This window comes from Streptomyces sp. NPDC007162 (genome assembly GCF_040634175.1).
In the GTDB taxonomy this organism is placed as follows: domain Bacteria; phylum Actinomycetota; class Actinomycetes; order Streptomycetales; family Streptomycetaceae; genus Streptomyces.
Genome location: NZ_JBEYFC010000119.1, coordinates 1 through 21,111, shown reverse-complemented (window position 1 = coordinate 21,111; position 21,111 = coordinate 1). Strand labels below are relative to the sequence as shown.

General features: G+C 71.3%; 22 protein-coding genes and 1 pseudogene. 11 read left to right on the top strand and 12 right to left on the bottom strand.

What is annotated here, in order from left to right; translation table 11 throughout:
- Positions 1-432: cation:dicarboxylase symporter family transporter (locus tag ABZ646_RS16860; protein ID WP_360518978.1), on the bottom strand; the 432-nt coding region annotated here is incomplete at its 3' end.
- 110 nt (positions 433-542) lie between these two features.
- On the opposite strand from ABZ646_RS16860, the gene ABZ646_RS16855 reads away from it, so the two are divergent.
- Complete coding sequence (locus ABZ646_RS16855; RefSeq protein ID WP_360518976.1) at positions 543-1,967, top strand: aspartate ammonia-lyase; 1,425 nt, start codon at positions 543-545, stop codon at positions 1,965-1,967.
- Positions 1,968-2,098: 131 nt separating this feature from the next.
- On the opposite strand, the gene ABZ646_RS16850 is transcribed toward ABZ646_RS16855, so the two are convergent.
- A complete protein-coding gene (locus ABZ646_RS16850) occupies positions 2,099-3,295 on the bottom strand; it encodes an NAD(P)/FAD-dependent oxidoreductase (RefSeq protein ID WP_360518973.1) in 1,197 nt (398 codons plus the stop codon).
- Between the two features lie 34 nt (positions 3,296-3,329).
- Complete coding sequence (locus tag ABZ646_RS16845) at positions 3,330-3,821, bottom strand: hypothetical protein (RefSeq protein ID WP_360518970.1); 492 nt, start codon at positions 3,819-3,821, stop codon at positions 3,330-3,332.
- 107 nt (positions 3,822-3,928) lie between these two features.
- Between ABZ646_RS16845 and ABZ646_RS16840 the strand changes: the two genes are divergently transcribed.
- Complete coding sequence (locus ABZ646_RS16840; RefSeq protein ID WP_360518967.1) at positions 3,929-4,588, top strand: PadR family transcriptional regulator; 660 nt, start codon at positions 3,929-3,931, stop codon at positions 4,586-4,588.
- Between the two features lie 198 nt (positions 4,589-4,786).
- Here ABZ646_RS16840 and ABZ646_RS16835 read toward each other — a convergent pair whose 3' ends face one another.
- The 3 genes from ABZ646_RS16835 to ABZ646_RS16825 all read right to left on the bottom strand — a co-directional run bounded on the left by ABZ646_RS16835 (position 4,787) and on the right by ABZ646_RS16825 (position 6,974).
- Positions 4,787-5,170 (bottom strand): DUF6083 domain-containing protein, encoded by a 384-nt coding sequence (locus ABZ646_RS16835; RefSeq protein WP_360518964.1) that lies wholly within the window; start codon positions 5,168-5,170, stop codon positions 4,787-4,789.
- A gap of 278 nt (positions 5,171-5,448) precedes the next feature.
- Positions 5,449-6,276, bottom strand: a complete 828-nt coding sequence (locus ABZ646_RS16830) for an alpha/beta hydrolase (RefSeq protein WP_360518961.1) — start codon at positions 6,274-6,276, stop codon at positions 5,449-5,451.
- A 104-nt stretch (positions 6,277-6,380) separates the two neighbouring features.
- A complete protein-coding gene (locus ABZ646_RS16825; RefSeq protein WP_360518958.1) occupies positions 6,381-6,974 on the bottom strand; it encodes a hypothetical protein in 594 nt (197 codons plus the stop codon).
- Between the two features lie 203 nt (positions 6,975-7,177).
- On the opposite strand from ABZ646_RS16825, the gene ABZ646_RS16820 reads away from it, so the two are divergent.
- Both ABZ646_RS16820 and ABZ646_RS16815 read left to right on the top strand, forming a co-directional pair.
- Positions 7,178-7,627: a hypothetical protein gene (locus ABZ646_RS16820; RefSeq protein ID WP_360518955.1), complete on the top strand. Its 450-nt coding sequence runs from the start codon at positions 7,178-7,180 to the stop codon at positions 7,625-7,627.
- Between the two features lie 69 nt (positions 7,628-7,696).
- Complete coding sequence (locus ABZ646_RS16815) at positions 7,697-8,566, top strand: class II glutamine amidotransferase (RefSeq protein WP_360518952.1); 870 nt, start codon at positions 7,697-7,699, stop codon at positions 8,564-8,566.
- Positions 8,567-8,608: 42 nt separating this feature from the next.
- On the opposite strand, the gene ABZ646_RS16810 is transcribed toward ABZ646_RS16815, so the two are convergent.
- Positions 8,609-9,607, bottom strand: coding sequence for a Ku protein (locus tag ABZ646_RS16810; RefSeq protein WP_360518949.1), 999 nt, complete (start codon positions 9,605-9,607; stop codon positions 8,609-8,611).
- A gap of 51 nt (positions 9,608-9,658) precedes the next feature.
- On the opposite strand from ABZ646_RS16810, the gene ligD reads away from it, so the two are divergent.
- A complete protein-coding gene (ligD, locus tag ABZ646_RS16805; protein ID WP_360518946.1) occupies positions 9,659-10,540 on the top strand; it encodes a non-homologous end-joining DNA ligase in 882 nt (293 codons plus the stop codon).
- Between the two features lie 43 nt (positions 10,541-10,583).
- On the opposite strand, the gene ABZ646_RS16800 is transcribed toward ligD, so the two are convergent.
- Entirely contained in the window at positions 10,584-11,387 is an 804-nt protein-coding gene (locus ABZ646_RS16800) for a nuclease-related domain-containing protein (RefSeq protein WP_360518943.1), read from the bottom strand.
- A 100-nt stretch (positions 11,388-11,487) separates the two neighbouring features.
- Between ABZ646_RS16800 and ABZ646_RS16795 the strand changes: the two genes are divergently transcribed.
- The 6 genes from ABZ646_RS16795 to ABZ646_RS16770 all read left to right on the top strand — a co-directional run bounded on the left by ABZ646_RS16795 (position 11,488) and on the right by ABZ646_RS16770 (position 18,120).
- A complete protein-coding gene (locus ABZ646_RS16795) occupies positions 11,488-11,994 on the top strand; it encodes a protein phosphatase (protein WP_360518940.1) in 507 nt (168 codons plus the stop codon).
- 124 nt (positions 11,995-12,118) lie between these two features.
- Entirely contained in the window at positions 12,119-12,877 is a 759-nt protein-coding gene (locus tag ABZ646_RS16790) for a hypothetical protein (protein WP_360518937.1), read from the top strand.
- 56 nt (positions 12,878-12,933) lie between these two features.
- The gene (locus ABZ646_RS16785) at positions 12,934-14,103 is read left to right on the top strand and encodes a HAMP domain-containing sensor histidine kinase (RefSeq protein WP_360518981.1); all 1,170 of its coding nucleotides are present in this window, start codon (positions 12,934-12,936) and stop codon (positions 14,101-14,103) included.
- 110 nt (positions 14,104-14,213) lie between these two features.
- Entirely contained in the window at positions 14,214-15,575 is a 1,362-nt protein-coding gene (locus ABZ646_RS16780; RefSeq protein WP_360518934.1) for an FtsW/RodA/SpoVE family cell cycle protein, read from the top strand.
- Positions 15,572-17,047 carry a penicillin-binding transpeptidase domain-containing protein gene (locus tag ABZ646_RS16775; RefSeq protein WP_360518931.1) on the top strand — a complete coding sequence of 492 codons (1,476 nt, stop codon included), beginning with the start codon at positions 15,572-15,574 and terminating at the stop codon, positions 17,045-17,047. Before ABZ646_RS16780 ends, ABZ646_RS16775 begins: the two co-directional genes overlap by 4 nt.
- Before the next feature lie 134 nt (positions 17,048-17,181).
- Positions 17,182-18,120 (top strand): diiron oxygenase, encoded by a 939-nt coding sequence (locus ABZ646_RS16770; RefSeq protein ID WP_360518928.1) that lies wholly within the window; start codon positions 17,182-17,184, stop codon positions 18,118-18,120.
- Positions 18,121-18,153: 33 nt separating this feature from the next.
- On the opposite strand, the gene ABZ646_RS16765 is transcribed toward ABZ646_RS16770, so the two are convergent.
- The 4 genes and pseudogenes from ABZ646_RS16765 to ABZ646_RS16750 form a co-directional block, all read right to left on the bottom strand.
- A complete protein-coding gene (locus ABZ646_RS16765) occupies positions 18,154-19,293 on the bottom strand; it encodes an NlpC/P60 family protein (protein ID WP_360518925.1) in 1,140 nt (379 codons plus the stop codon).
- A gap of 103 nt (positions 19,294-19,396) precedes the next feature.
- Complete coding sequence (locus ABZ646_RS16760; protein ID WP_360518922.1) at positions 19,397-19,705, bottom strand: hypothetical protein; 309 nt, start codon at positions 19,703-19,705, stop codon at positions 19,397-19,399.
- Entirely contained in the window at positions 19,698-20,351 is a 654-nt protein-coding gene (locus ABZ646_RS16755; RefSeq protein WP_360518919.1) for a TetR/AcrR family transcriptional regulator, read from the bottom strand. The genes ABZ646_RS16760 and ABZ646_RS16755 overlap by 8 nt, the downstream gene beginning before the upstream one ends.
- 132 nt (positions 20,352-20,483) lie before the next feature.
- Positions 20,484-21,017 (bottom strand): annotated as a pseudogene (locus tag ABZ646_RS16750) (FAD-binding oxidoreductase); the annotation flags it as partial.
- Positions 21,018-21,111: the final 94 nt, after the last annotated feature.

Below are 21,111 nucleotides of genomic sequence, written 5' to 3'. Positions count from 1 at the left end.
AGTCAGACCGTCCAGGTCCTTGGCGTCAGCCCTCTGGACAGGGGCACCCTTACCGATTCCCGTGACCTTCGCCAGGCCCACCGCGATCACCAGGATGACCGCGGTGACGAGCTCGAAGTAGAGGATTGCCTTGCCCGCGATCCGGCCGACCTTCTTGACCGACTCCATGCGGGCGATGCCCAGCACGATGAGCGGGAAGACCAGGGGCAGGACGACGACCTGGACCAGGTTGAGGAAGACGTCACCGAGGATCTTCATCTGTTCGCCCGCGCTCGGCGCGAGCGTTCCCAGGAGGGACCCGAGTCCGACGGCGATGACCGACTGCACGCCGATCGGCGGCCGAAGGCAACGCCGCGCGATCCTGGCGCCCTTTCCCGCCTGGGGCCCTGCGTCTTCGTCTGTGCTGGTGGTTGGGGTCTCCGGGGTGTTCATGAGGCCTCCTGTCACATCCAATATATTGCGCTCTGCGTATTGGGCGGTAAGACTGTGCCGTGGAGCGGCGGCCTGTCAAGGGGACCCGCGAAGAGAAGCGAGGAGCACAGATGCCACAGGGCACGCGCATCGAGCACGATCTGCTGGGCGAGAAGGAGGTCCCGGCCGACGCCTACTACGGCGTGCACACGGTGCGGGCCGTGGAGAATTTCGCGATCACCGGATCCGCCATCGCCCAGTTCCCCGACCTGATCGCATCGCTGGCCGCGGTCAAGGAGGCCGCCGCGACCGCCAACCTCGAACTCGGGCTCCTCGCGCCGGACCTCGCGGAAGCGATCATCACCGCCTGCCAGGAAATCGGCCGCGGTCGCCACAGCGACCAGTTCGTCGTCGACCCCGTCCAGGGCGGCGCCGGTACCTCGACGAACATGAACGCCAACGAAGTCATCGCCAACCGGGCCCTGGAGATCCTCGGCCACCCCCGCGGCTCCTACGAGGTCATCCACCCCCTCGACCATGTCAACCTGGGCCAGAGCACCAACGACGTCTATCCCACCGCCGTACGCCTCGCGCTCGTCACCTCGCTACGTCGGCTCGTCGATTCGCAGGCCGTCCTGGCCGGGACCTTCACCGCGAAGGCAGCGGAGTTCGGCGCCGTCCTGAAGATCGGCCGCACCCAACTCCAGGACGCCGTCCCCATGACGCTCGGCCAGGAATTCACCACCTACGCCGTCATGATCGAGGAAGACCGCCAGCGCCTCACCGAGGCCGCCTCCCTCCTGCTGGAGGCCAACCTCGGCGGCACCGCGATCGGCACCGGCATCAACGGCCACCCCCGCTACGCCGAACTCGCCTGCGCGCACCTCACGCGGATCAGCGGCGAGCCCGTCCGGCCCGCGGGCGACTTCATCGAAGCCACTCAGGACTGCGGCGCCTTCGTTCAGCTCTCCGGCGTCCTCAAACGGGTCGCGGTCAAGCTCTCCAAGACCTGCAACGACCTGCGCCTCATCTCGTCCGGGCCCACCGCGGGCCTCGGCGAGATCGTCCTGCCACCGGTGCAGGCCGGTTCGTCGATCATGCCCGGCAAGGTCAACCCGGTGATCCCCGAGGTCGTCAACCAGGTCGCCTTCGAGGTCATCGGCAACGACCTGACCGTCACCATGGCCGCTGAAGCGGGACAGCTCCAGCTCAACGCCTTCGAACCCGTCATCGCCTACAGCCTGCTGCGCTCACTGACCCACCTGCGCGCCGCCTGCGACACCCTCGCCACCCGCTGCATACCCGGCATCACGGCCAATCGCGAACACCTCCACGACAGCGTCCACCGCTCCATCGGGCTCGTCACCGCGCTCGCCCCGCACATCGGTTACACCGCCAGCACGACTCTGGCCGGCCAGGCGCTGGCCACCGGCCGAACCATCAAGGACCTGGCCGCCGAGGCCGGTCTCCTCACCGTCGACCAACTCGACACGATCCTGCGCCCCGAGAACCTCACAGGGCACCCCTCCCGGAACACGGTGGCCGTGCCCCCCTGATCGACCTCATTGGTTCCTGGAAGGCCAGGGCCGATCGTCGAACGCGCCGACCGCCTTCTCGCCTGCGCCGAGAGCGAGCGTGCGCTCGAAGGCGCGCTCGGCCCTGCCGAACGGGACGAGGTGCCTGCGCGTCAGGCGGGTGTCACAGGCGCGTCCCAGTCGATCCGGTACCGGTGCGTCCAGCCGAACATCTTCTCCGGCTTCAGGAACGTCCGGGTCGCCAGCGGCATCAGCAGGGCCGTGATCTTCGTCGCGGCCGGGCCCATCGACTTCTGGCTGTTGGTCCTCGCGGCCTGGGCCGCGACCTTTTCCACCCGGTCCCGCCTCAGCTGCTCGTACGTGGCGAAGGCCGCGCGCACGTCGGGGACGTCCCGCAGACACCGCGCCAGTTGCACCGCGCTCTCCACCGCGAGGGACACGCCCTGTCCGGAGCTGGAGGACGGCGCGTGGGCCGCGTCGCCGACCAGGACCATCCGTCCCCGGTACCACTTCGGAACCGAAGGCAAGGTCTCCAGCCCTCCCAACGTGAGCAGTTCGTCGTCGCCCGTGCCCCGGAGCAGGTCGCGGCCGGGCACGTCCCCGGCGAACTTCTCCCGCAGGATCCGCATCCATGCGGCCGACGGCGTCGCGCGGGCCTGCTCCGCGCTGAGCGGCTCGTCGTACGGCAGGTTGGCGAACCAGGCGGTGCCTGAGCCGGGCACGGGCCAGTAACCGAGGAACGCGTGCTCGCCGAAAGCGAAGTACATGGTGTCCGGCCGTGCCTGAGGGACCTCCGCCTTCGAGTACGCACCGAAGCCGAGCAGGCCGGCGTACCGGGGGCCGGGCGCTGCCGGGTCGATCAGCTGCCGCACCGTCGACCGGATGCCGTCGGCCCCGATCAGGACGTCCGCGGTCACCCGGGTCCCGTCGGCGAACTCGGCGGTGACACCCGCCGGGGTCTGCTCGGCCCCGGCCAGCCGTTTGCCGTAGACGGTCCGTACGCCCGTCACGTCGGCCCGCTCGCGCACCGCCCGGTAGAGGTCGGCACGCCACATCACCTGGCTGGGCGGCAGGCCTGCCAGTCCGCCGAACTCGCCCATTCGTCGGCCCCGTCCGTCGGTCATGGCCATACGGTGGATCGGCTGACCGGCCAAGGCCTGGGCCACACCGACGACTTCGAGGGCGTGGAGGCCGTTGGGGGCGACCATCAGCATGCCGCCGATGCCGTCCGCGTTGTTCTCGTAGGCCTCGTAGACGGTCGCTTCGATGCCTGCCCTGCGCAGTGCGAGGGCGGTCACCGGTCCGGCTATGCCGCCTCCGATGACGGCCGCCGTCTTGATCACGCTCATGGGACTGCCCCTTTCCCCGTGCTGGGCCGGGTGTTCAGCGGACGCGGGAGCGTGCCGGGTCGTCGACGGTCGGATGGCCGCCGGTCCGGTGTGCGAGCCGCAGGTCCTGGAGATAGGCGCGGGAGCACATGGCGCTGAGGACCGCGATGCCGCCGCGGTGCACGCGCACCTCGCTGTCGGTTGCGACGCCGGTCAGGCGGATCCGCCGGGCACCGGCGAGGGCCGGTTCCCCGGCGGTCCGGCCCTGCGCGTCCTTGACCTTGCCGCGGGCCGTCCAGCGCAGGTCCCAGTGCTCGACGACGGCGTCGTCCGGCACCAGCAGCTTGATCGTGGCGCGCTGGAGTTCCACGCGCAGCTCGATGTCGTCGGGCAGGTCCGGCGAACGCAGGTCGAGCACGGCCAGGCCCCGGCGGGCGCGTACCTGGATGTGTCCGGCGCGGGTCCAGTTGCCCAGCCGCTTGGCCATGGCGTGGTCGGCGTGAATGCGCTCGGTGGCGCCGGTCGTCTCCGTGCGGGTGGTGGTCATCTCCGCGGTCTCCGTCCGCTCGTGGTTCGTGTTCTCCCTTGCCGATTCGATAGTCGCAGTGAGACTAGTCTCATGTCAACTAGTCTCGGTGAGGGTAATATGCGGGCATGAGCGCCCCCTCCCGCAGCTCCCCGCTGGCCCTGACCGTGCTGGCCCTGCTGCACTTCCAGCCGCTGCACCCCTACGGAATCCAGAGGTTGATCAAGCAGTGGGGGAAGGACCAGGTCGTCAACGTCGGCCAGCGCGCGAGCCTCTACCGGACGATCGACCGGCTGCTCTCGGCGGGCCTGGTCACGGTCCGGGAGACCGGTCGCGACCAGCAGTACCCCGAGCGGACGGTGTACGAGCTGACCGACGAGGGGCGCTCGACCATGCGCGTCTGGCTGGGCGAGATGCTCAGCGCGCCGAAGCAGGAGTTCCCGCAGTTCCCCGCCGCGCTCTCGTTCGTCCTCATGCTCGCCCCGGACGAGGCGCTCGACGTGCTGGAACAGCGCGCGGCGACCGTCGCCGGAGCCCTCGACGCACACGACAAGTCCTTGGCCGGGCAGCGGGAGATCCACGGCCTGCCGCGAGTGACCATGCTCGAAGGGGAGTATCTGCGCGCCATGACCGCCGCAGAGCTGGACTGGATCCGCGCCGTCACCGACGATCTGCGCAGCGGTCGGCTCAGCTGGAGCCCTGAGGAGCTGATCGGTTTCGCCCAGAGCAGCGGACAGCAGGCCCTGGCCGACCGGACGCTCTCAGACGCGGACCACGACCTGCGGTGACCGCAAGACGCGGAGCACTGCAGAACCCCGCACCACGGACCTGGGGTTCCGCGTTCTCCGGAAGATTGCCCCGGCGGCTCCGGCCATGGCAGGGGGCCCTGAAGTCCCCTCGGTGAGACCGCCCGTGGTCTCCGCCTGCTCTGGGTTGTGCACTCGCATCGTCGCCGCGTGTCACCTCAGCTTTTTCGCCGGTGCCCGTCATCCGGCGTCCGGCCACTCCTCGGGAGGACTGGGCGGCTCGGGCTCGTTCAGCCGCTCGGCCTGGCGCGCGTTCTCCCCGCGCAGACTCGTCAACCACGGCCACAGGTCCGGCAGGCGTTGCTCCGGGCAGGCCAGGCGATGCTCGATGCGGCAGCGCTGGAACGGGTCGGGCGGACAGACGCCGTACACCGTCACTCTCCCGTCGGACGTCTCGATCCATCGGTGCTCCGCCGGCACGACGTGAGCGAGCGGCGCCATGTCCGGCTCCAGCAGCACGAAGTCGTGCTCCAGCGTCGCCACCCGCTCTTGGGGCAGACCGCAGTACGGACACAGCAGCCGTACCCCGTCAAGCCTGCGCGTCGACTTCTTGGGAGCCCCCATACAGCGAGGGTCGGCACTCCGCACGTCCCTGCGTAGAGGGCGAATCGGACGGGACTGGTGAGGCGCCCGCGCAGCAGAGAAGAGAGAATCGACGCGGCAGGTGCATCCGGCAACCAGCGGCTTGGAAAGCGTGGCCTGTACACGACGAAGCCCCGAACCCGAGAAGGCTGGGGCTGTTCGCCCAGCTGCCCAACTCACGCGTACTCGTTCTCGGCAGCTGTCCCGGCACTGACTGACCAGGGCGGTTGTCGGAAAACACAACTCGGGGGCGGCCGCCGCTAACTGCGCGCGAACTCGAGCAGGTCCTTGTTGAAGATCTCGGCGTACTTGGGCACCATCGCAAGGCCATGAGGTGCGCCCTCGTAAACCTTGTACTGCGCACCCTTGACAATTTCAGATGATTTGTCGCCCGCGGAGACGATGGGCACGATCTGGTCGTCGTCGCCGTGCACGATGAGGGTCGGCACGTCGACCTTCTTCAGGTCCTCGGTGGTGTCCGTCTCGGAGAACGCCTTGATGCAGTCGTAGGCGCCCTTGATTCCGACCGTCATGCTCCAGAGCCAGAACTCGTCCCGCGTTCCCTGGGAGACGGTCGAGCCCTCGCGGTTTGCACCGTAGAACGGTGCGCTGAGGTCCTTGTAGTACTGCGATCGGTCCGTGAGCACACCCTGGCGGATCTCGTCGAACACCTCGATCGGCAGGCCCTCGGGGTTGGCTTCCGTCTTCAGCATCAGCGGCGGGATCGCGCCGAGCAGGACCAGCTTGGCCACCCGTGCCGTACCGTGCCGGCCGATGTAGCGGGTGACTTCACCGCCGCCGGTGGAGTGCCCGACCAGAATGACATCGTGCAGGTCTTCGGCTTCGATGACCGCGGCCAGGTCGTCGGCGTACGTGTCGAGGTTGTTGCCGTCCCAGGGCTGACCGGAGCGGCCGCCACCGCGCCGGTCGTGGGCGATGGCGCGGAACCCGTTGTCCGCCATGAGCTTCATCTGAGGGTCCCAGGCATCGGCAGTGAGCGGCCAGCCGTGGGAGAAAACCACGGGCCGGCCCGAGCCCCAGTCCTTGTAGAAGATCTGCGTGCCGTCCTCGGCGGTGGCGAAGGGCATGGTTGCGCTCCTCTCGAGTCCGCTTGCGGGTCCTCACGCCACGCCCTCCTGGGACGTGACAAAAGCGGCACCCCGTGAAGTCAACATACGCGCGGGGCACGGATTCAGCGCGTCCGGGAAATACCGCCCGGGTACGAGGGAGACGACCTGTGCCTGACAGGCGAGGAAGCGACACATGACCCGCAGCCTGGCCCGCTCACGCCGCGGGCGAGCGTGAACCGCCCCGACGCCGGTTCGGCCGGCCAGCCGCGCGCGACCAGGCGTTTCGCCTTCGACCGCAGTGCCTCCACTCGCGCCGGCACCACGTCCATACCGAACACAGCGGCCATCTCCTGGCAGGTCAGCGGCTCTTGATGGAGCCGGTCCCGCTCCGCGAACACCGCGAGGATGCGCTGGTGGTCCACCGACGGCACCGACCAGGCCGGCCCCTGACGCCATACCGGCACCTGCGATCTCGGTTTCGCCACGACCCGGGGCACCAACTGCGCGTCCGTGTCGTGCGGATCCTCGATGACCTCCGTCTCGCCGGCAGGAGCCAGGACCACATCGACCCGCCTGCGGGCGATCGCCCACTCCTGCCACTCCTGCTCGGCCACGGCGAGTTCGGCCTGGATACGGTCGGCCTCCTCACACAGCCCGTCGACTCGACGGCGAGCGGCGACCTCGTGCTGTTCCAGCAGTCCGACAACCGACGGCATCCGCGACCTCCCGGGGAACGACGACCCGACAGGCCACGACTCCCACAGAATCAGAACCCCTATGCCTGGCCGGCGAAAACGCCGTCCCAGGTTCGATACGACAAAGATCCCGATGCGTCCTCCACGGCCGCCTCCGGACGGCCACGCCCGTCGGAGCGATGATCGTGTGATCTGATACCGGCGTGGATGGTGTCATCTCGGCGTTGATCGCCATTGTGGGCACGTTGCTCGGCTCCGCCGTCACGTATGCGTTCCAGCGCAACGCGTCCGCGCGCGAGCGGCTGTTCGTGAGTCAGCAGCAGCTCCGGGCGGACCGGATGGCCGTCTACAGCGACTTCGCCGGAGCGCTGACGGAGTTCCGGCGCGCGCAGCAGGACCGCTGGCACCGCAGGGACGCGGATCCGGGCGGTGCCACCACGTACCCCGAAGCCCGTGCGGAGGCTCACCGGCTTCGCGGGGTCGCCCTGCACGCGTTGTTCCGGGTCCAGCTCATAGCGAGCGCGCGGCCGGTGATCGACACCGCGCAGGAGGCATACGCCCTCACGTCCACCCTGCACAAGGCGGCCGACAAGACGGAACTGGGCGCGCTGGCCACGCAGGCGCGGGAGGTGCTGGAGCGGTTCGTGCAGTTCGCCTCGTCGGATGTGCAGTGACACCGTCGCGCGTCGCACACCGTGGGGGTACGGTCGTCGAAGGGTCCCACGCGCCCCAGGGAGGATCCCGTGTGCCGCCTCTTCGGCCTCAGCAGCGCCCCGCTCCGCGCGCACGCCACGTTCTGGCTCCTCGACGCGCCCGACAGTCTCAGCCGGCAGAGCCACCGCGATCCCGACGGCACCGGGCTCGGCTGGTTCGGCCCGGACGGCGCCCCGCACGTCGACAAGGCGCCCATCGCGGCCTACCGGGACCGCGCCTTCGCGCAGGAGGCCCGGCAGCGGGAGTCCGCGACCTTCGTCGCCCACATACGCTTCGCCTCCACCGGCAGCCTCGACATGCGCAACACCCACCCCTTCGAGCAGGACGGACGCCTCTTCGCGCACAACGGGGTCATCGAGGGCCTCGACGCACTCGATGCCCACCTGGGCGACGACCGGTCGCTGGTCCGGGGCGACACCGACTCCGAGCGGTACTTCGCCCTGATCACCAGGGAGACCCGGCGCCACGGCGGTGACGTCACCGAGGGCATCCGGCAGGCCACCCGCTGGATCGCCGCGAACCTGCCCGTCTACGCCCTGAACCTGATCCTCACCACCCCGCAGGAGCTGTGGGCGCTGCGCTACCCGGACACCCATGACCTCTACGTCCTGGAGCGCCGGCCGGGCGGCCAGCACGGCAGTCGGCACCTCGACCAGAGCGGCAGCCACGGCCGCATGCGCGTCCACTCGGCGCACCTCACCGACCATCCCGCCGTCGTCGTCGCCAGCGAGCGCCTGGACGAGAACGCCGACTGGCGCCCGCTCGGGCCCGGGCAACTGCTCCATGTGGACCCCGGACTGCGCGTCGTCCAGGAGACCCTCCTGCCGGATCCCCCGGCCCACCGGCTCACCCTCGACGACCTGCACCCCGCCGCGGCCGCCTCCCAGAAAGCCGCCTGACGGAGCCCGGCCAGAGGCGCGGCCAGAGGGCCACGCCGACTCTCACGCCGAGCGTTTGCGGGTGGTCTTCTTCGCCGTCGTCTTCTTCGCCGTCGCCGACTTGCTCGTGGTCTTCTTCGCCGTCGTCTTCTTCGCGTCCGCCGACTTGCTCGCGGCCGCCGACTTGCTCGCGGTCTTCTTCGCGGGCGTCTTCCCGGCCGCCGTCGTCCTCTTCGCCCTCGACGCGGGCTTCTCGCCGGTCAGCGGCGTCACCTCCGCCTCCTCGCCCCTGGACTCCTTCGCCGCCCGTACGCTCTTCTCCAGGGCCGCCATCAGGTCCAGGACCTTGCCGCCCGGGGCCGGCTCGGGGGACTCCGGCGGGGTCTCGCCGGCCGCCTTCGCCGCGATGACCTCCTCCAGGGCCTCCCGGTACTCGTCGTGCAGGTCCTCCAGGTCGACCTCGCCGAGGGTGTCCATCAGGGCGTCCGCCAGGTCGAGTTCCTTGTCGCGGACGGAGACGTCGCCGTCGGGTGCGACGCCCTCCGGGGCGCGGACCTCGTCCGGCCAGAGCAGGCCGTGCATGGCGATGGCGTCGCCGACCACCCGGAGCATGCCGAGGCGTTCCCGGCCGCGCAGCGCGTACTTCGCGATGGCCACCTTGTGGCTGCGTTTCAGGGCCTCCCGCAGGAGGGTGTACGGCTTCGCGGCGGGGGCGCCGCTCGCAGCCAGGTAGTACGCCGCGTCCATCTGGAGCGGGTCGATCCGGTCGGCCGGCACGAAGGCGACGATCTCGATGGTGCGGGCGGTGGGGATGGGCAGGTGGGACAGGTCGTCGTCGGTGATCGGGACGATCGTGCCGTCGGCGTCCTCGTACCCCTTGCCGATCTCCGACTGGGTGACCTCGCGGTCCTCCAGCTCGCAGAACTTGCGGTAGCGGATGCGGCCGTTGTCCTCGGTGTGGACCTGGCGGAAGGAGATCGAGTGGCTCTCGGTGGCGTTCACCAGCTTGATCGGGATGCTGACGAGACCGAAGGAGATCGCGCCGTTCCAGATGGATCGCACGTGCGGCTTCCCTCCGTCCGGGTCGTACGGTTTGTATGAGATTGTCATCGTATGACGCCGATCACAGAGGTGGAGGGGCGACGGGTCGCGCTCAGCAATCTGGAGAAGGTGCTGTATCCGGCGACCGGGTTCACCAAGGGCGAGCTGCTGCACTACTACGCGACGACGGCCGGGGTGCTGCTGCCGCATCTGCGGGACCGGCCGGTGTCGTTCCTCCGGTACCCGGACGGCCCCGACGGCCAGGTGTTCTTCGCCAAGAACGTGCCGCCCGGTACGCCCGAGTGGGTGACGACGGCCGAGGTGCGCCGGTCGGAGGGGGCGGCGCGGATGGTGCTGGTGCAGGACCTCGCGAGCCTGATGTGGGCGGCGAACCTGGTCACCGAGTTCCACACGCACCAGTGGGTCGCGCAGGCGCCGGACGAGGCCGACCGGATCGTCTTCGACCTGGACCCCGGGCCGCCCGCCACGGTCGTGCACTGCTGCGAGGTCGCGCTGTGGCTCCGGGAACGGCTGGCGGCGGACGGGATCGAGGCGCACGCGAAGACGGCCGGGTCGAAGGGGCTGCATCTGCTGGCGGGGGTGCGGGGGGCGAGCAGTGAGCGGGTCAGCGAGTACGCGAAGGGGCTGGCGGTGGAGGCGGAGCGGGCGATGCCGCGGCTGGTGGTGCACCGGATGACGCGGAGTCTGCGGCCGGGGAAGGTGTTCGTGGACTGGAGCCAGAACGCGGGGCGCAAGACGACGGCCACGCCCTACACGGTGCGGGCCCGGCGGGAGCCGACGGTGTCGGCGCCGGTGACGTGGGAGGAGATCGCGCAGTGCCGGGCCGCGGGGCAGCTGGTGTTCCGGCCCGAGGACATCGCTCCCCGCGTCCAGGGCCACGGCGACCTGCTGGCCCCCCTGCTGGACGCGGGGCGCCGGGCACCCCTGCCGTGAGCACTCACTCCCCCCCAGGCGCCCGGCCGTCCCGCGGAGCGGCCTACACCCTCCCCCACGTGTTGCGGTCCCGTGCCATCGCGTGCAGTGCCTCCACGTCCGCCGGTTTGAGGACCCCGCCCAGGCGGGACAGGTCCGGCAGGTCCCGGTCGCGCAGGACGCGGGCCTCGCGGGGCGGCGCGAGCACCGTCACGTCCGCCGGTTCGGTGAGGGCGAGAATCGGGCGGACCTCGGCCGTGAGGGCGTACGAGGCCCGGTCGGCGTCGGCACGCAGCCGGCGGAGCAGCGGCTGCGGATCGCGGCGGCCGAGGGTGACCATCGGGTCGGCCACCAGCACCTTCTGCTTACGGGCGGGGAGCGCGTGCACACAGAAGATGCCGCCGGGACCGATCAGCAGGTGGTGGATGCGGTCGCCGCCGGGCAGCGGCACGGAGTGCAGGGTGTGCCAGCCTGCGCCGTCCAGGCGGTCCAGGGCGTCGCCGACGGCCTGTTCCGCGGCCAGGGCGCGGCGGCGCGGGTCGGGGCGCAGGCGGTGGGACGGGCCGGGGTCCCGGTCGATCGCGATCAGCAGCGCCTCGCCGGGGCGGTTGGGCGCCAGGTCGTCGTCCGGGTGCAGGGTCAGCCGGGCCAGTTCGGCGGGCGTGGGCACGGGTGGCGGGCCGACCGTGACCGGGCCGGTCAGGAAGGGCCGCAGGGTCTCCAGTACGTCGTCCAGGTGCTCCTCGCTGAGGAGGTTGACCCGGCCCGCCTCACGGTCGTACCAGGCGATGTTCCGTCCGTCCGTGAGGCAGACGTACAGCCGCTCCTGGCCGTGGCGCCAGGCCGGCACGACGCGCAGTCCGCTCATTGCGACATCACCCCTCGACCATGGGAACAGGCGGGGTGCTCCAGGGGCAAGAACCCCGCTACCTTTGACTGGGGTTGGCGCACGCAGCGGGGAGGCGCCGGTGCGGATCCGTGGGGAGCAGTACGAGGTCCCGGCTCCGGACAGTCCGTGGAGCGAGGTGCTGCCCGGGCTGTGGATGGGCGGTCATGAGTTCCGTGGGCGGTCGGGGCGGCTGGAGCCCGCCGTGGTGCGGGGCGAGTTCGATCTGGTGCAGAGTCTGCTGCGGGTGCCCGGGCACGGGCCCGACGCGGGCGTGGAACACCATGTCTGGCCGATACCCGACGGACCGCTGGACGGAACACAGCTGGCGGGGGTGATCCGGCTGGCCCGGGCGGCCGCCGAGGCCCTGGACGCGGGGCGGTCGGTGCTGGTGCGCTGCTACAGCGGGTACAACCGGTCGGGTCTGGTGGTCGCGGGGACCCTGCTGTACCGGGGGTGCACGGCCGACGAGGCGATCCGGCTGGTACGGGCCCGGCGCTCGCCCTGGGCGCTGCACAACGAGCTGTTCGTCGCCTATCTCCGGGCCGGTCTGTCGACCGCCCGTCTCCTTGAGGAACTCGCCGAGTAGCCTCTCCTCTGCACCGGCGCCTCCGGCGCAAAACGGACTTCCATACGAATCCACGACTAAGGTGTACGGGGCCGTCACCCGATCCGCCGGCCCGGACACCCGTCGTACCCGAGCCAGGAGCAGCGTGCCGAGCCGTCGTCCCCTTCGCAGCGCCGTCGCCGCGGTCGCCGTCGCCCTGTTGTCGGTGACGGTGGCGGGCTGCGGCGACTCCGGCGGGCTGCGCGGGGCGGGGGCGACGCCGACCGCGATCAGTCCCGCGAAGCTCTGGCCCGATCTGCGGCCGGCGTCCAGTCCGGCCTGGCCGTACGACGAGGGCAGCAGGCACACCGTGAAAGGGATCACGGTGCCCGGGGACGACATCCGCGCGGTGGACCCGGTGGCCGTCGTCCGCGCGGAGATCTCCTCCGACCCCGCGGACTACGGGTCCAAGGGGGTGTACCACGAGACCGTGAACCGGATGAAGGCGTGCGGGGCGGCGGGCGGTGGCGACCGGTGTCCGCTGCTGAAGCCCTACTACCGGGACCTGACCGGGGACGGACGGGACGAGCTGACGCTCGGCTTCCGGCTGTATCCGACGAACCAGACCGCGTTGCGCGTGTACACCGTCGAGAAGCACCGGCTGGTGCAGGTGCTCGACGACAACGACGCGATCATCGGGGTGGAGCTGGCCGGGCGCGCGGTGATCGTGCGGTCGCCGGCCGGGATCACCGGGTACGAGTACCGCACGACCTGGGCGTGGGACCCGGACCGGAAGGCGATGGTGTTCTCGCGGGACGAGTTCATGCGTACGGGCAAGCGGCGGCATCACCGCACACCGGCGCCGGCTTTCACTCCGACCTCCGCCCCCACGACGTCGGCCGCGGCCTCGGCGGGTGCCTGGTGAGGCTCCCCCACTGGGCCGGGACGCTCGCGGCGAAGTCGGCCGCGTTCATCACGGTGATGTGCTGTGCGCTGGCCGCGCTCCTCGGCGTGCTGGTGCACGTGTCGGTGACCGACCAGACCGTGGCACAGGCCCGCGAACAGGCGCTGTCCCGGCTCGCGGAGGCGACCGGCGACTTCGAGGCCGGGGACACGCTGGTGCCGGAGGCCAGGGTCGATCCGCGGGGGCTGCCGTCGCCGCTGCGGGCGCTCGCGCTGGCCGGGGAGCGCGGCACGATGGTCTCCAAGGACGACGGCCGCCCCCTCATGTGGGCGGCGGGTCCGGCCGACCGCCACCGGGTGCTGGCGGTCGCCGTCGACTATTCCCAGCAGGCCCGCACCATCGCCGCGCTCGACGGCTCCATCCTCTGGTCGTCGGCGCTGGCCATCGGGGCCACGCTGCTGGTGGGCGCGTTCGCGGTGACCCGGGTGACCCGGCGGCTGCACGGCACCGCGCAGGTGGCCCGGCGGATCAGCGCCGGGGATCTGGACGCACGGGTGGACGACCCCCGTACGAAGGATCCGACCCGGCCGCAGGACGAGGTGGCCGCGGTCGCCGCCGCGCTGGACGGCATGGCCGCGTCGTTGCAGAGCAAGCTGCAGAGCGAGCAGCGGTTCACGGCCGACGTGGCGCACGAACTGCGGACCCCGCTGACGGGACTGCACGCGGCGGCGGAACTGCTGCCTCCCGGGCGGCCGACGGAGCTGGTGCGGGACCGGGTGGCCGCGCTGCGCACGCTCACCGAGGACCTGCTGGAGATCTCCCGCCTCGACACGGGCCGGGAGCGGCTGGAGATCGACGCGGAGGCGCTGGGCGCGCTGGCCGAGCGGGTGGTGCAGGTGTCCGGGACGGAGACCGAGGTCAAGGTGGTCCGGGACGTGTGGGTGGAGACCGACCGGCGGCGGCTGGAACGGGTGCTGGGCAACCTCGTGGCCAACGCCCACCGGCACGGGCGGGTGCCGGTGGTGCTGACGGTGGAGGGCAAGGAGGTCACCGTCCGGGATCACGGGGACGGGTTCCCCGAGTACCTGGTGGCGCACGGTCCCCAGCGGTTCCGGACGGAGGGCGGCTCCAAGGGGCACGGGCTGGGGCTGACGATCGCGGCGGGGCAGGCGGAGGTGCTGGGCGCACGGCTGTCGTTCACCAACGCGGTGGACGGGGGTGCGGTGGCGGTGCTGACGCTCCCGTAGGGGGTCGGGTGCGTGGCGCGGCCGCGGGTGGGCGGGGGCACCGGCCCGCGCGCCACGCTGGCGCCGATCCACACAGCACACATCTCGCGCTATTTGGGTAAGTTCCGGACATGACCAAGGCCGGAACCACCCTGGCGGCGAAAGAGGCCCCCGCCTCCCCCGTTCGCCTCCCCCGGCGCCGGGGCGTCGAACTCGCCCTGATCGTGCTGGCCGTGCTGCTCTCCGTGTACGGCTACTGCGCGGTCGGCGTGGCCAGGACCGGCACCGTCCCGCCCGGCGCCGCCGGTTACGGAGCCGGCCTCGGGTTCCTCGCGCTCGTCGCGCATCTCGCCGTACGCCTGCGCGCGCCGTACGCCGATCCGCTGCCGCTGCCGATCGGCGTGCTGCTCAACGGCCTCGGCCTGGTCCTGATCTACCGGCTGGACCTGGAGACCCCGGGCGACCGTGCGGCCCCCGCCCAACTCGTCTGGTCGACCCTGGGCGTCGGCTTCTTCATCATGGTCGTGCTGATGCTGCGCGACCACCGCGTCCTCCAGCGCTACGCCTACGTCTGCGTGGCCGCCGCCCTCGTCCTGCTGCTGCTCCCGATCTTCTTCCCAGCCGTCAACGGGGCCCGGATCTGGGTCCGGATCGCCGGATTCTCGCTCCAGCCCAGCGAGTTCGCGAAGGTGCTGCTCGCGGTGTTCTTCGCCGCGTACCTGGCCGCCAACCGGGGCGCGCTCGCCTACGCGGGCCGCCGCCTGTGGTTCATGCAGTTCCCGACGGGCCGGGTGCTCGGTCCGATCGTCACCATCTGGCTGGTGAGCGTCGGGGTGCTGATCCTCGAACGCGACCTGGGCACCTCGCTGCTCTTCTTCGGGCTCTTCGTCGTCATGCTGTACGTCGCCACCGGGCGCACCGGCTGGATCGCCGTCGGCCTGCTGCTCGCCGTGGTCGGCGCGGTCGCCGTCGGCCGTCTGGAACCGCATGTGCACGGCCGTATCGAGGACTGGCTGCACCCCTTCGCCTCGATCGACGCGGGGCAGGGACCGAACCAACTCGCACAGTCCCTCTTCGCGTTCGCCGCCGGCGGGGTGCTCGGGGCCGGGCTCGGTCTCGGTCACTCCGTCCTCATCGGCTTCGCCGCCAAGTCGGACTTCATCCTGGCCACCGCGGGCGAGGAACTCGGCCTGGCCGGCCTGTCGGCGATCTTCCTCCTCTACGGTCTGCTCGTGGAACGCGGCTACCGGGCCGGCCTCGCCCTGCGCGACCCCTTCGCCCGGCTGCTCGCGGTCGGGCTCGCCTCGATCGTCGCCCTCCAGGTGTTCGTGATCGCGGGCGGGGTGACGGGGCTGATCCCGCTGACCGGCATGGCGATGCCGTTCCTCGCCCAGGGCGGCTCCTCGGTGGTCACCAACTGGGCGATCGTCGCCCTGCTGATCCGGGTGAGCGACTCGGCCCGCAGGCACTACGACGGACGGGTGGCCCCGTGAGCCGGCAGCAGGGGACCGCCGCGTACGTCCGCCGGGCCCGCGCCCTGTGCGCCCTGCTGCTGTTCGCCCTCCTCGTCAACGCCGCCCGCGTGCAGGTCGTACAGGGCAGCTCCTACGACGGCAACCCGGCCAACCGCCGTGCCACGATCGCCCGTTACGGTCTGCCCCGCGGGAACATCCTGGTCGGCGGCGAGGCGGTCACCGGCTCCCGGGACAGCCGGGAGCAGCTGCGTTACGAACGCACCTATCCGCAGGGCCCGTTGTACGCCCCGGTCACCGGCTTCGCCTCCCAGCTGTACGGCACGACGTTCCTGGAGCACGCCGAGGACGGCCTGCTCGCCGGCACCGACCCGATGCTGTCGCCGTTCCCGCTGTGGCACGACGGCAGCCGGGTGCCGACCCCCGGCGGGAACGTGGTGACCACCCTGAACCGGTACGCCCAGGAGGCCGCCTACCGCGGCCTGGGCGCCCGCAAGGGCGCGGTGGCCGCGATCGAACCGGCGACCGGCCGGATCCTCGCCCTGGTCTCCACCCCCTCCTACGACCCCTCCGAACTGTCCGGCAACGACAGCCGGGTGGCCTCGGCCTGGGCGCGGCTCAACGACGACCCGGAGAAGCCGATGCTCAACCGGGCGGTACGGCAGACGTACCCGCCGGGTTCGACGTTCAAGGTGGTCACCGCGGCCGCCGCCCTGGACGCCGGGGTGGTCACCGATCTGGACGCGCCGACCGACTCCCCCGACCCCTACCGGCTGCCGGGCACGACGACCCGGCTGACCAACGAGGGGGACGGCTGCCGGGACGCCTCGCTGCGGGAGGCGTTCGAGTGGTCGTGCAACACGGTCTTCGCGAAACTGGGCGTGGACGTGGGGGTCGCGGACATGACGACGGTCGCGCAGGGGTTCGGCTTCAACGACACGAAGCTGCGCATCCCGTTCTCGGCGGCGACCAGCACCTTCGACACCCGCGTGGACAAGGCGCAGCTGGCGCTGTCGTCGATCGGGCAGTACAACACCCGGGCCACCCCGTTGCAGATGGCGATGGTCTCGGCGGCGGTGGCGGACGGGGGGATGGCCCGGCCGCCGTACCTCGTGGAGCGGACGGAGCGGCCGACCGGCGAGACGGTGGGCATGGGGGGTTCGGGGCCGGCGCGGCAGGTCATGAGCCCCTCGACGGCCGTGCGTATGAAGGAACTCATGGTCGACGTGGTCCAGGAGGGCACCGGCGGCAACGCGGCGATCCGCGGGGCCACGGTCGGCGGCAAGACCGGCACCGCGCAGCACGGTCTCGGCAACTCCGGGGTGCCGTACGCCTGGTTCGTGTCCTGGGCGCAGGCGGACACGGACGTGGAGCCCAAGGTCGCGGTGGCGGTGGTCGTCGAGGACGCGGCGGCCGACCGCGGGGAGATCAGCGGGGGCGGGGACGCGGCGCCGATCGCCAGGGCGGTGATGCGGGCGGTGCTGGGGCTCTGAGGCTCCGGTCCGGGGCCGGGGTTGAGGTAGATCCGGCGTCAACAAGTCTCGCGCAGGGGATTGACCGTCTTGCTGACACGCGGTCTCATAAGACCGGACGACGACGTACCCCCGGGTAACGAGGTGAGGGAGCCATGACGACCCTGACGGAAGCCGACGCGGTCGACGGACTGCGGGACGCACTCGGCCTGCTCAAGGACCGCGAGCAGGTGGCCGAACGGCTGCTCGTCTCCTCCGCGAAGCACTCCTTCGACCCGGACAAGGAGCTGGACTGGGACGCGCCCTTCGAGGACGGCAAGTGGTTCTGGCCGCCGGAGCTGGTGTCGCTGTACGACACGCCGATGTGGAAGCGGATGAGCGAGGAGCAGCGGATCCTGCTGTCGCAGCACGAGGCCGCCGCGCTGGCCTCGCTCGGCATCTGGTTCGAGCTGATCCTGATGCAGTTGCTGGTCCGGCACGTCTACGACAAGGCGGCGACCTCCGCACACGTGCGGTACGCACTGACCGAGATCGAGGACGAGTGCCGGCACTCGAAGATGTTCGCGCGGCTGATCGAGCGGGGGGACGCGCCCTGGTATCCGGTGAGCCGGGCCCACCAGAACCTGGGGCGCCTGTTCAAGACCATCTCGACCACGCCGGGGTCGTTCACGGCGACGCTGCTGGGCGAGGAGGTCCTGGACTGGATGCAGCGACTGACCTTCCCCGACGAGCGGGTGCAGACGCTGGTCCGTGGGGTCACGCGGATCCACGTGGTCGAGGAGGCCCGGCACGTGCGGTACGCCCGTGAGGAGCTGCGGCGGCAGATGGTGACCGCTCCGCGGTGGTCGCAGGAGTTCACCCGGGTGACCTCGGGGGAGTTCGCCCGGGTGTTCTCGGTGGCGTTCGTCAATCCCGAGGTGTACACGAACGTGGGTCTGGACCGGCGGGAGGCGGTGGCGCAGGTGCGGGCCAGTGGGCACCGGCGGGAGGTCATGCAGACGGGGGCGAAGCGGTTGACCGACTTCCTGGACGACATCGGGGTGCTGCGGGGGGCGGGGCGGCGGTTGTGGAAGAGCTCGGGGTTGCTGGGTTGAGTGTCGGGTACGGCAGTTCCTCCCCCAGCGCCCCTAGGCAGGTGTAGGTGCCGTCGGCTGTGAAGTGCCGAAGCTGTCGTCCGGGCCTTCCGTCGCCGTTTCTGGAAGCCTCAGCGGTGTGTAGTGGGCCAACGGCCTTGCCCCCGGGTCCGGGCGTACCGCGCCCAGGATCGGGTTGGCGGCGATCGGGGAGACCTTGATCTTGGCGCCGGGGCGGGGGGCCTGGACCACCTTGCCGTCGCCCAGGTAGAGGGCCACGTGGCTGGCCTCGGGGAAGTAGACGACGAGGTCGCCGGGGCGCAGATGGTTCAGGGGGACGTGCGGGAGGTGCGCCCACTGTTCCTGGCTGGTGCGGGGGATGCGGGTGCCCGCGTGGCCCCAGGCCTGTGAGGTGAGGCCCGAGCAGTCGTACGACGTCGGGCCCGCCGCACCCCACTGGTACGGCTTGCCCAGCTGCCGTACCGCGTAGCGCAGCGCGCGGTCGCCCTCCTGGGACGGCGGGGGTGTGGTGGCGCTCAGGGCGCCCGAAGCGGCCAGGTTCCGCTGGGCGGCGGCCGCGTCCGTCCGCTCCAGGTCGGCGACGGCGGTGAGCTGGGCGGGGGTGAGGGCCGCCAGCATGCGTTCCACGTCGGACAGCCGGGCCCTCACCTCGTCACGCTGCTTCTTCTGGCCCTCGGCGAGGGTGAGTCGGGTGTCGAGCGCCTTGCGGGCCTTGCGGGCGAGATCGGTCTGCTTCCGCTCGCCGTCCGCGAGACGCCCCACCGCCTCGGCCCGCCGGCGCGCCAACTCGCCGATGAGATGGCCCTCGTCGAGGGCGTGCTGCGGGTCGCGGGCGAGGAGCAGCCGGATGTACGGGGAGATGCCCGTGGTGTTCTGGTACTGCTCCCGGGCCAGCCGGCCCGCGTCGGTCCTGCTGGTGCGCAGCGAGCGCCTGGCCCTGGCCAGCTCGTCGTCCAGGCGGGTCACCTCGGCGCGCTGGCGTGCCAGGCGTTCCTCGGCCGCGTTGTAGGCCTCGGTGGCCTGTTCGGTCTCCCGGTAGAGCCGCTGAAGATCCGTCAGCAGTTCGGCCACCGGACGCTGCGGGTCGGGCGCGGCGAGCGCGGGTACCGGCACGAGCACGGCCTGGGCCGCCACCACGGCCGTACCGACCAGGCGCAGAAGCCCTCCTGACACGTCATCACCTCCGATGCGGAACGGACCCTCCGTGCCGCATCGTGATAATCAGACATGTATGGCCGGTTTGTACGGTACGTGTGCGCGGTTCGGCGCAACGATGTCACCCGTCGGTGGCGGCCCGCTTGCTCCACGGCCACTTCGGCCTGCCGCCAGCGGTGCCGCCGCCCTTGCCCGTCGGGTCGTACACGTACTTCCAGCCCTGCGTCAGGCCCAGGTGTTTGCTGCGGCCGCGGGGGACACGCCGGTAGACCAGGACGGTGGGCGGGCCGCCGGCCGGATCCGGGACCGGGATGCGGTACGTCTTCGGGGGGTGGCCGGTCATGCCGAGCAGCACGGGGAGCACCCGCCCGTCCATGGGGCCGCCCTCGAAGGGGGTGTCCTGACTCTTCACGGCACCAGTCTCAGCCATCCGCCGCGAGGGCGTCGACGAGGGCGGCCGTCTGCGGGTCGCGGCGCGCCGTCACGCTCAGCACGGCGACGAACTGGTCGACCAGCCAGTCCCGCAGTTCCTCGACGGGCGGCTGCTTCTCCTCGTCCAGCCAGATCAGGGAGGCCGCCTCGACCGCGGTGATCCACATCCGGACGGTCATCCGGAGCCGGCGACCGGGGTCGGCGACGTCGAGGTGGCTGAGAATGTGCTGTGCGGCGGCCCGTCGTACGCCGTCCACGATCGCCGTCGTCCGCGAGGTCTCCACCACGCTGCCGCCCTGGAGCAGGGCGCTGAAACCCGCGTCGTGCTGGTCGACGAAGGTCAGGTAGCGGTCGAGGGCCCGGGACAGCCGGGGCAGCAGCGGGCCCTCGCGGGGTTCGTCGAAGCAGTGCTCCAGCTCCTCGGCCGCGGACCTGAGCGCGGCCTCGTAGAGCTGCTGCTTGCCGCCCGGGAAGTACCGGTACACCAGCGGACGGGAGACCCCGGCCGCCTCCGCCACGTCGTCCAGCGAGACGTCCTCGGGCACGCGGTGCGCGAAGAGGGAGAGGGCCGCGTCGAGCAGCTGGCTGCGCCGCTCCTCGACGGACAGCCTGCGGTAGGCGGGGGTGGCGGCCTGCGGGGTCATGGACTCAGCGTATGCGCTCCGCGGGAGGCCGCGACGGGGTGGTGGTCGGGTGCGGCGCCAACGTGGCTGGTCGCGCAGGTCCCCGCGCCCCTTACGGGGCGCTTTGGCGCCCGCGGCCGAGAACGGGACCGATCAGGCAGCCGCGGTCACCGACGCCAGATAGGCGGCTGTCTTCTCCGGCTCGTAGAAGAAGTTCTCGAAGTCGGCCGGGTCGTTGAAGGCGTTCGCGAAGCGGTCCGCGACCGGCTGGAGCTGGCCCGCGGCGCCGATCAGGTTGAGGATGTGCTCCGGCGGCGGTGCCAGCATCGCGTTCGTCCACTTGGTGACGTGCTGGGCCGTGTTCCAGTAGCGGTCGAAGGTCCCCTGCATCCAGGTCTCGTCGAACTCCTTCTCGCCGTGTTCGAGGATCGAGGCGAGGTAGGAGGCGGCACACTTGGCGGCCGAGTTGGAGCCCTGACCGGTGATCGGGTCGTTGGCGACGACCACGTCCGCGACGCCCAGGACCAGCCCGCCGCCGGGGAGCCGGCCGATCGGGTTGCGGACCGTGGGCGCGTAGCGGCCCGCCAGGGTGCCGCCCGCGTCGGTCAGTTCGACCTTGCCGGCCCGCGCGTACTCCCAGGGCGTGTACCGCTCCATGAGTCCCAGGGTCAGGGAGAGGTGCTCCGATGCTGCTGCACGAACTGCTCAGCGGGGAGGTGCCGTTCGCGGGTTCCACGGCCCTCGGCGTGCTGCACCGGCACCTGTACGAGCCGCCGGTGCC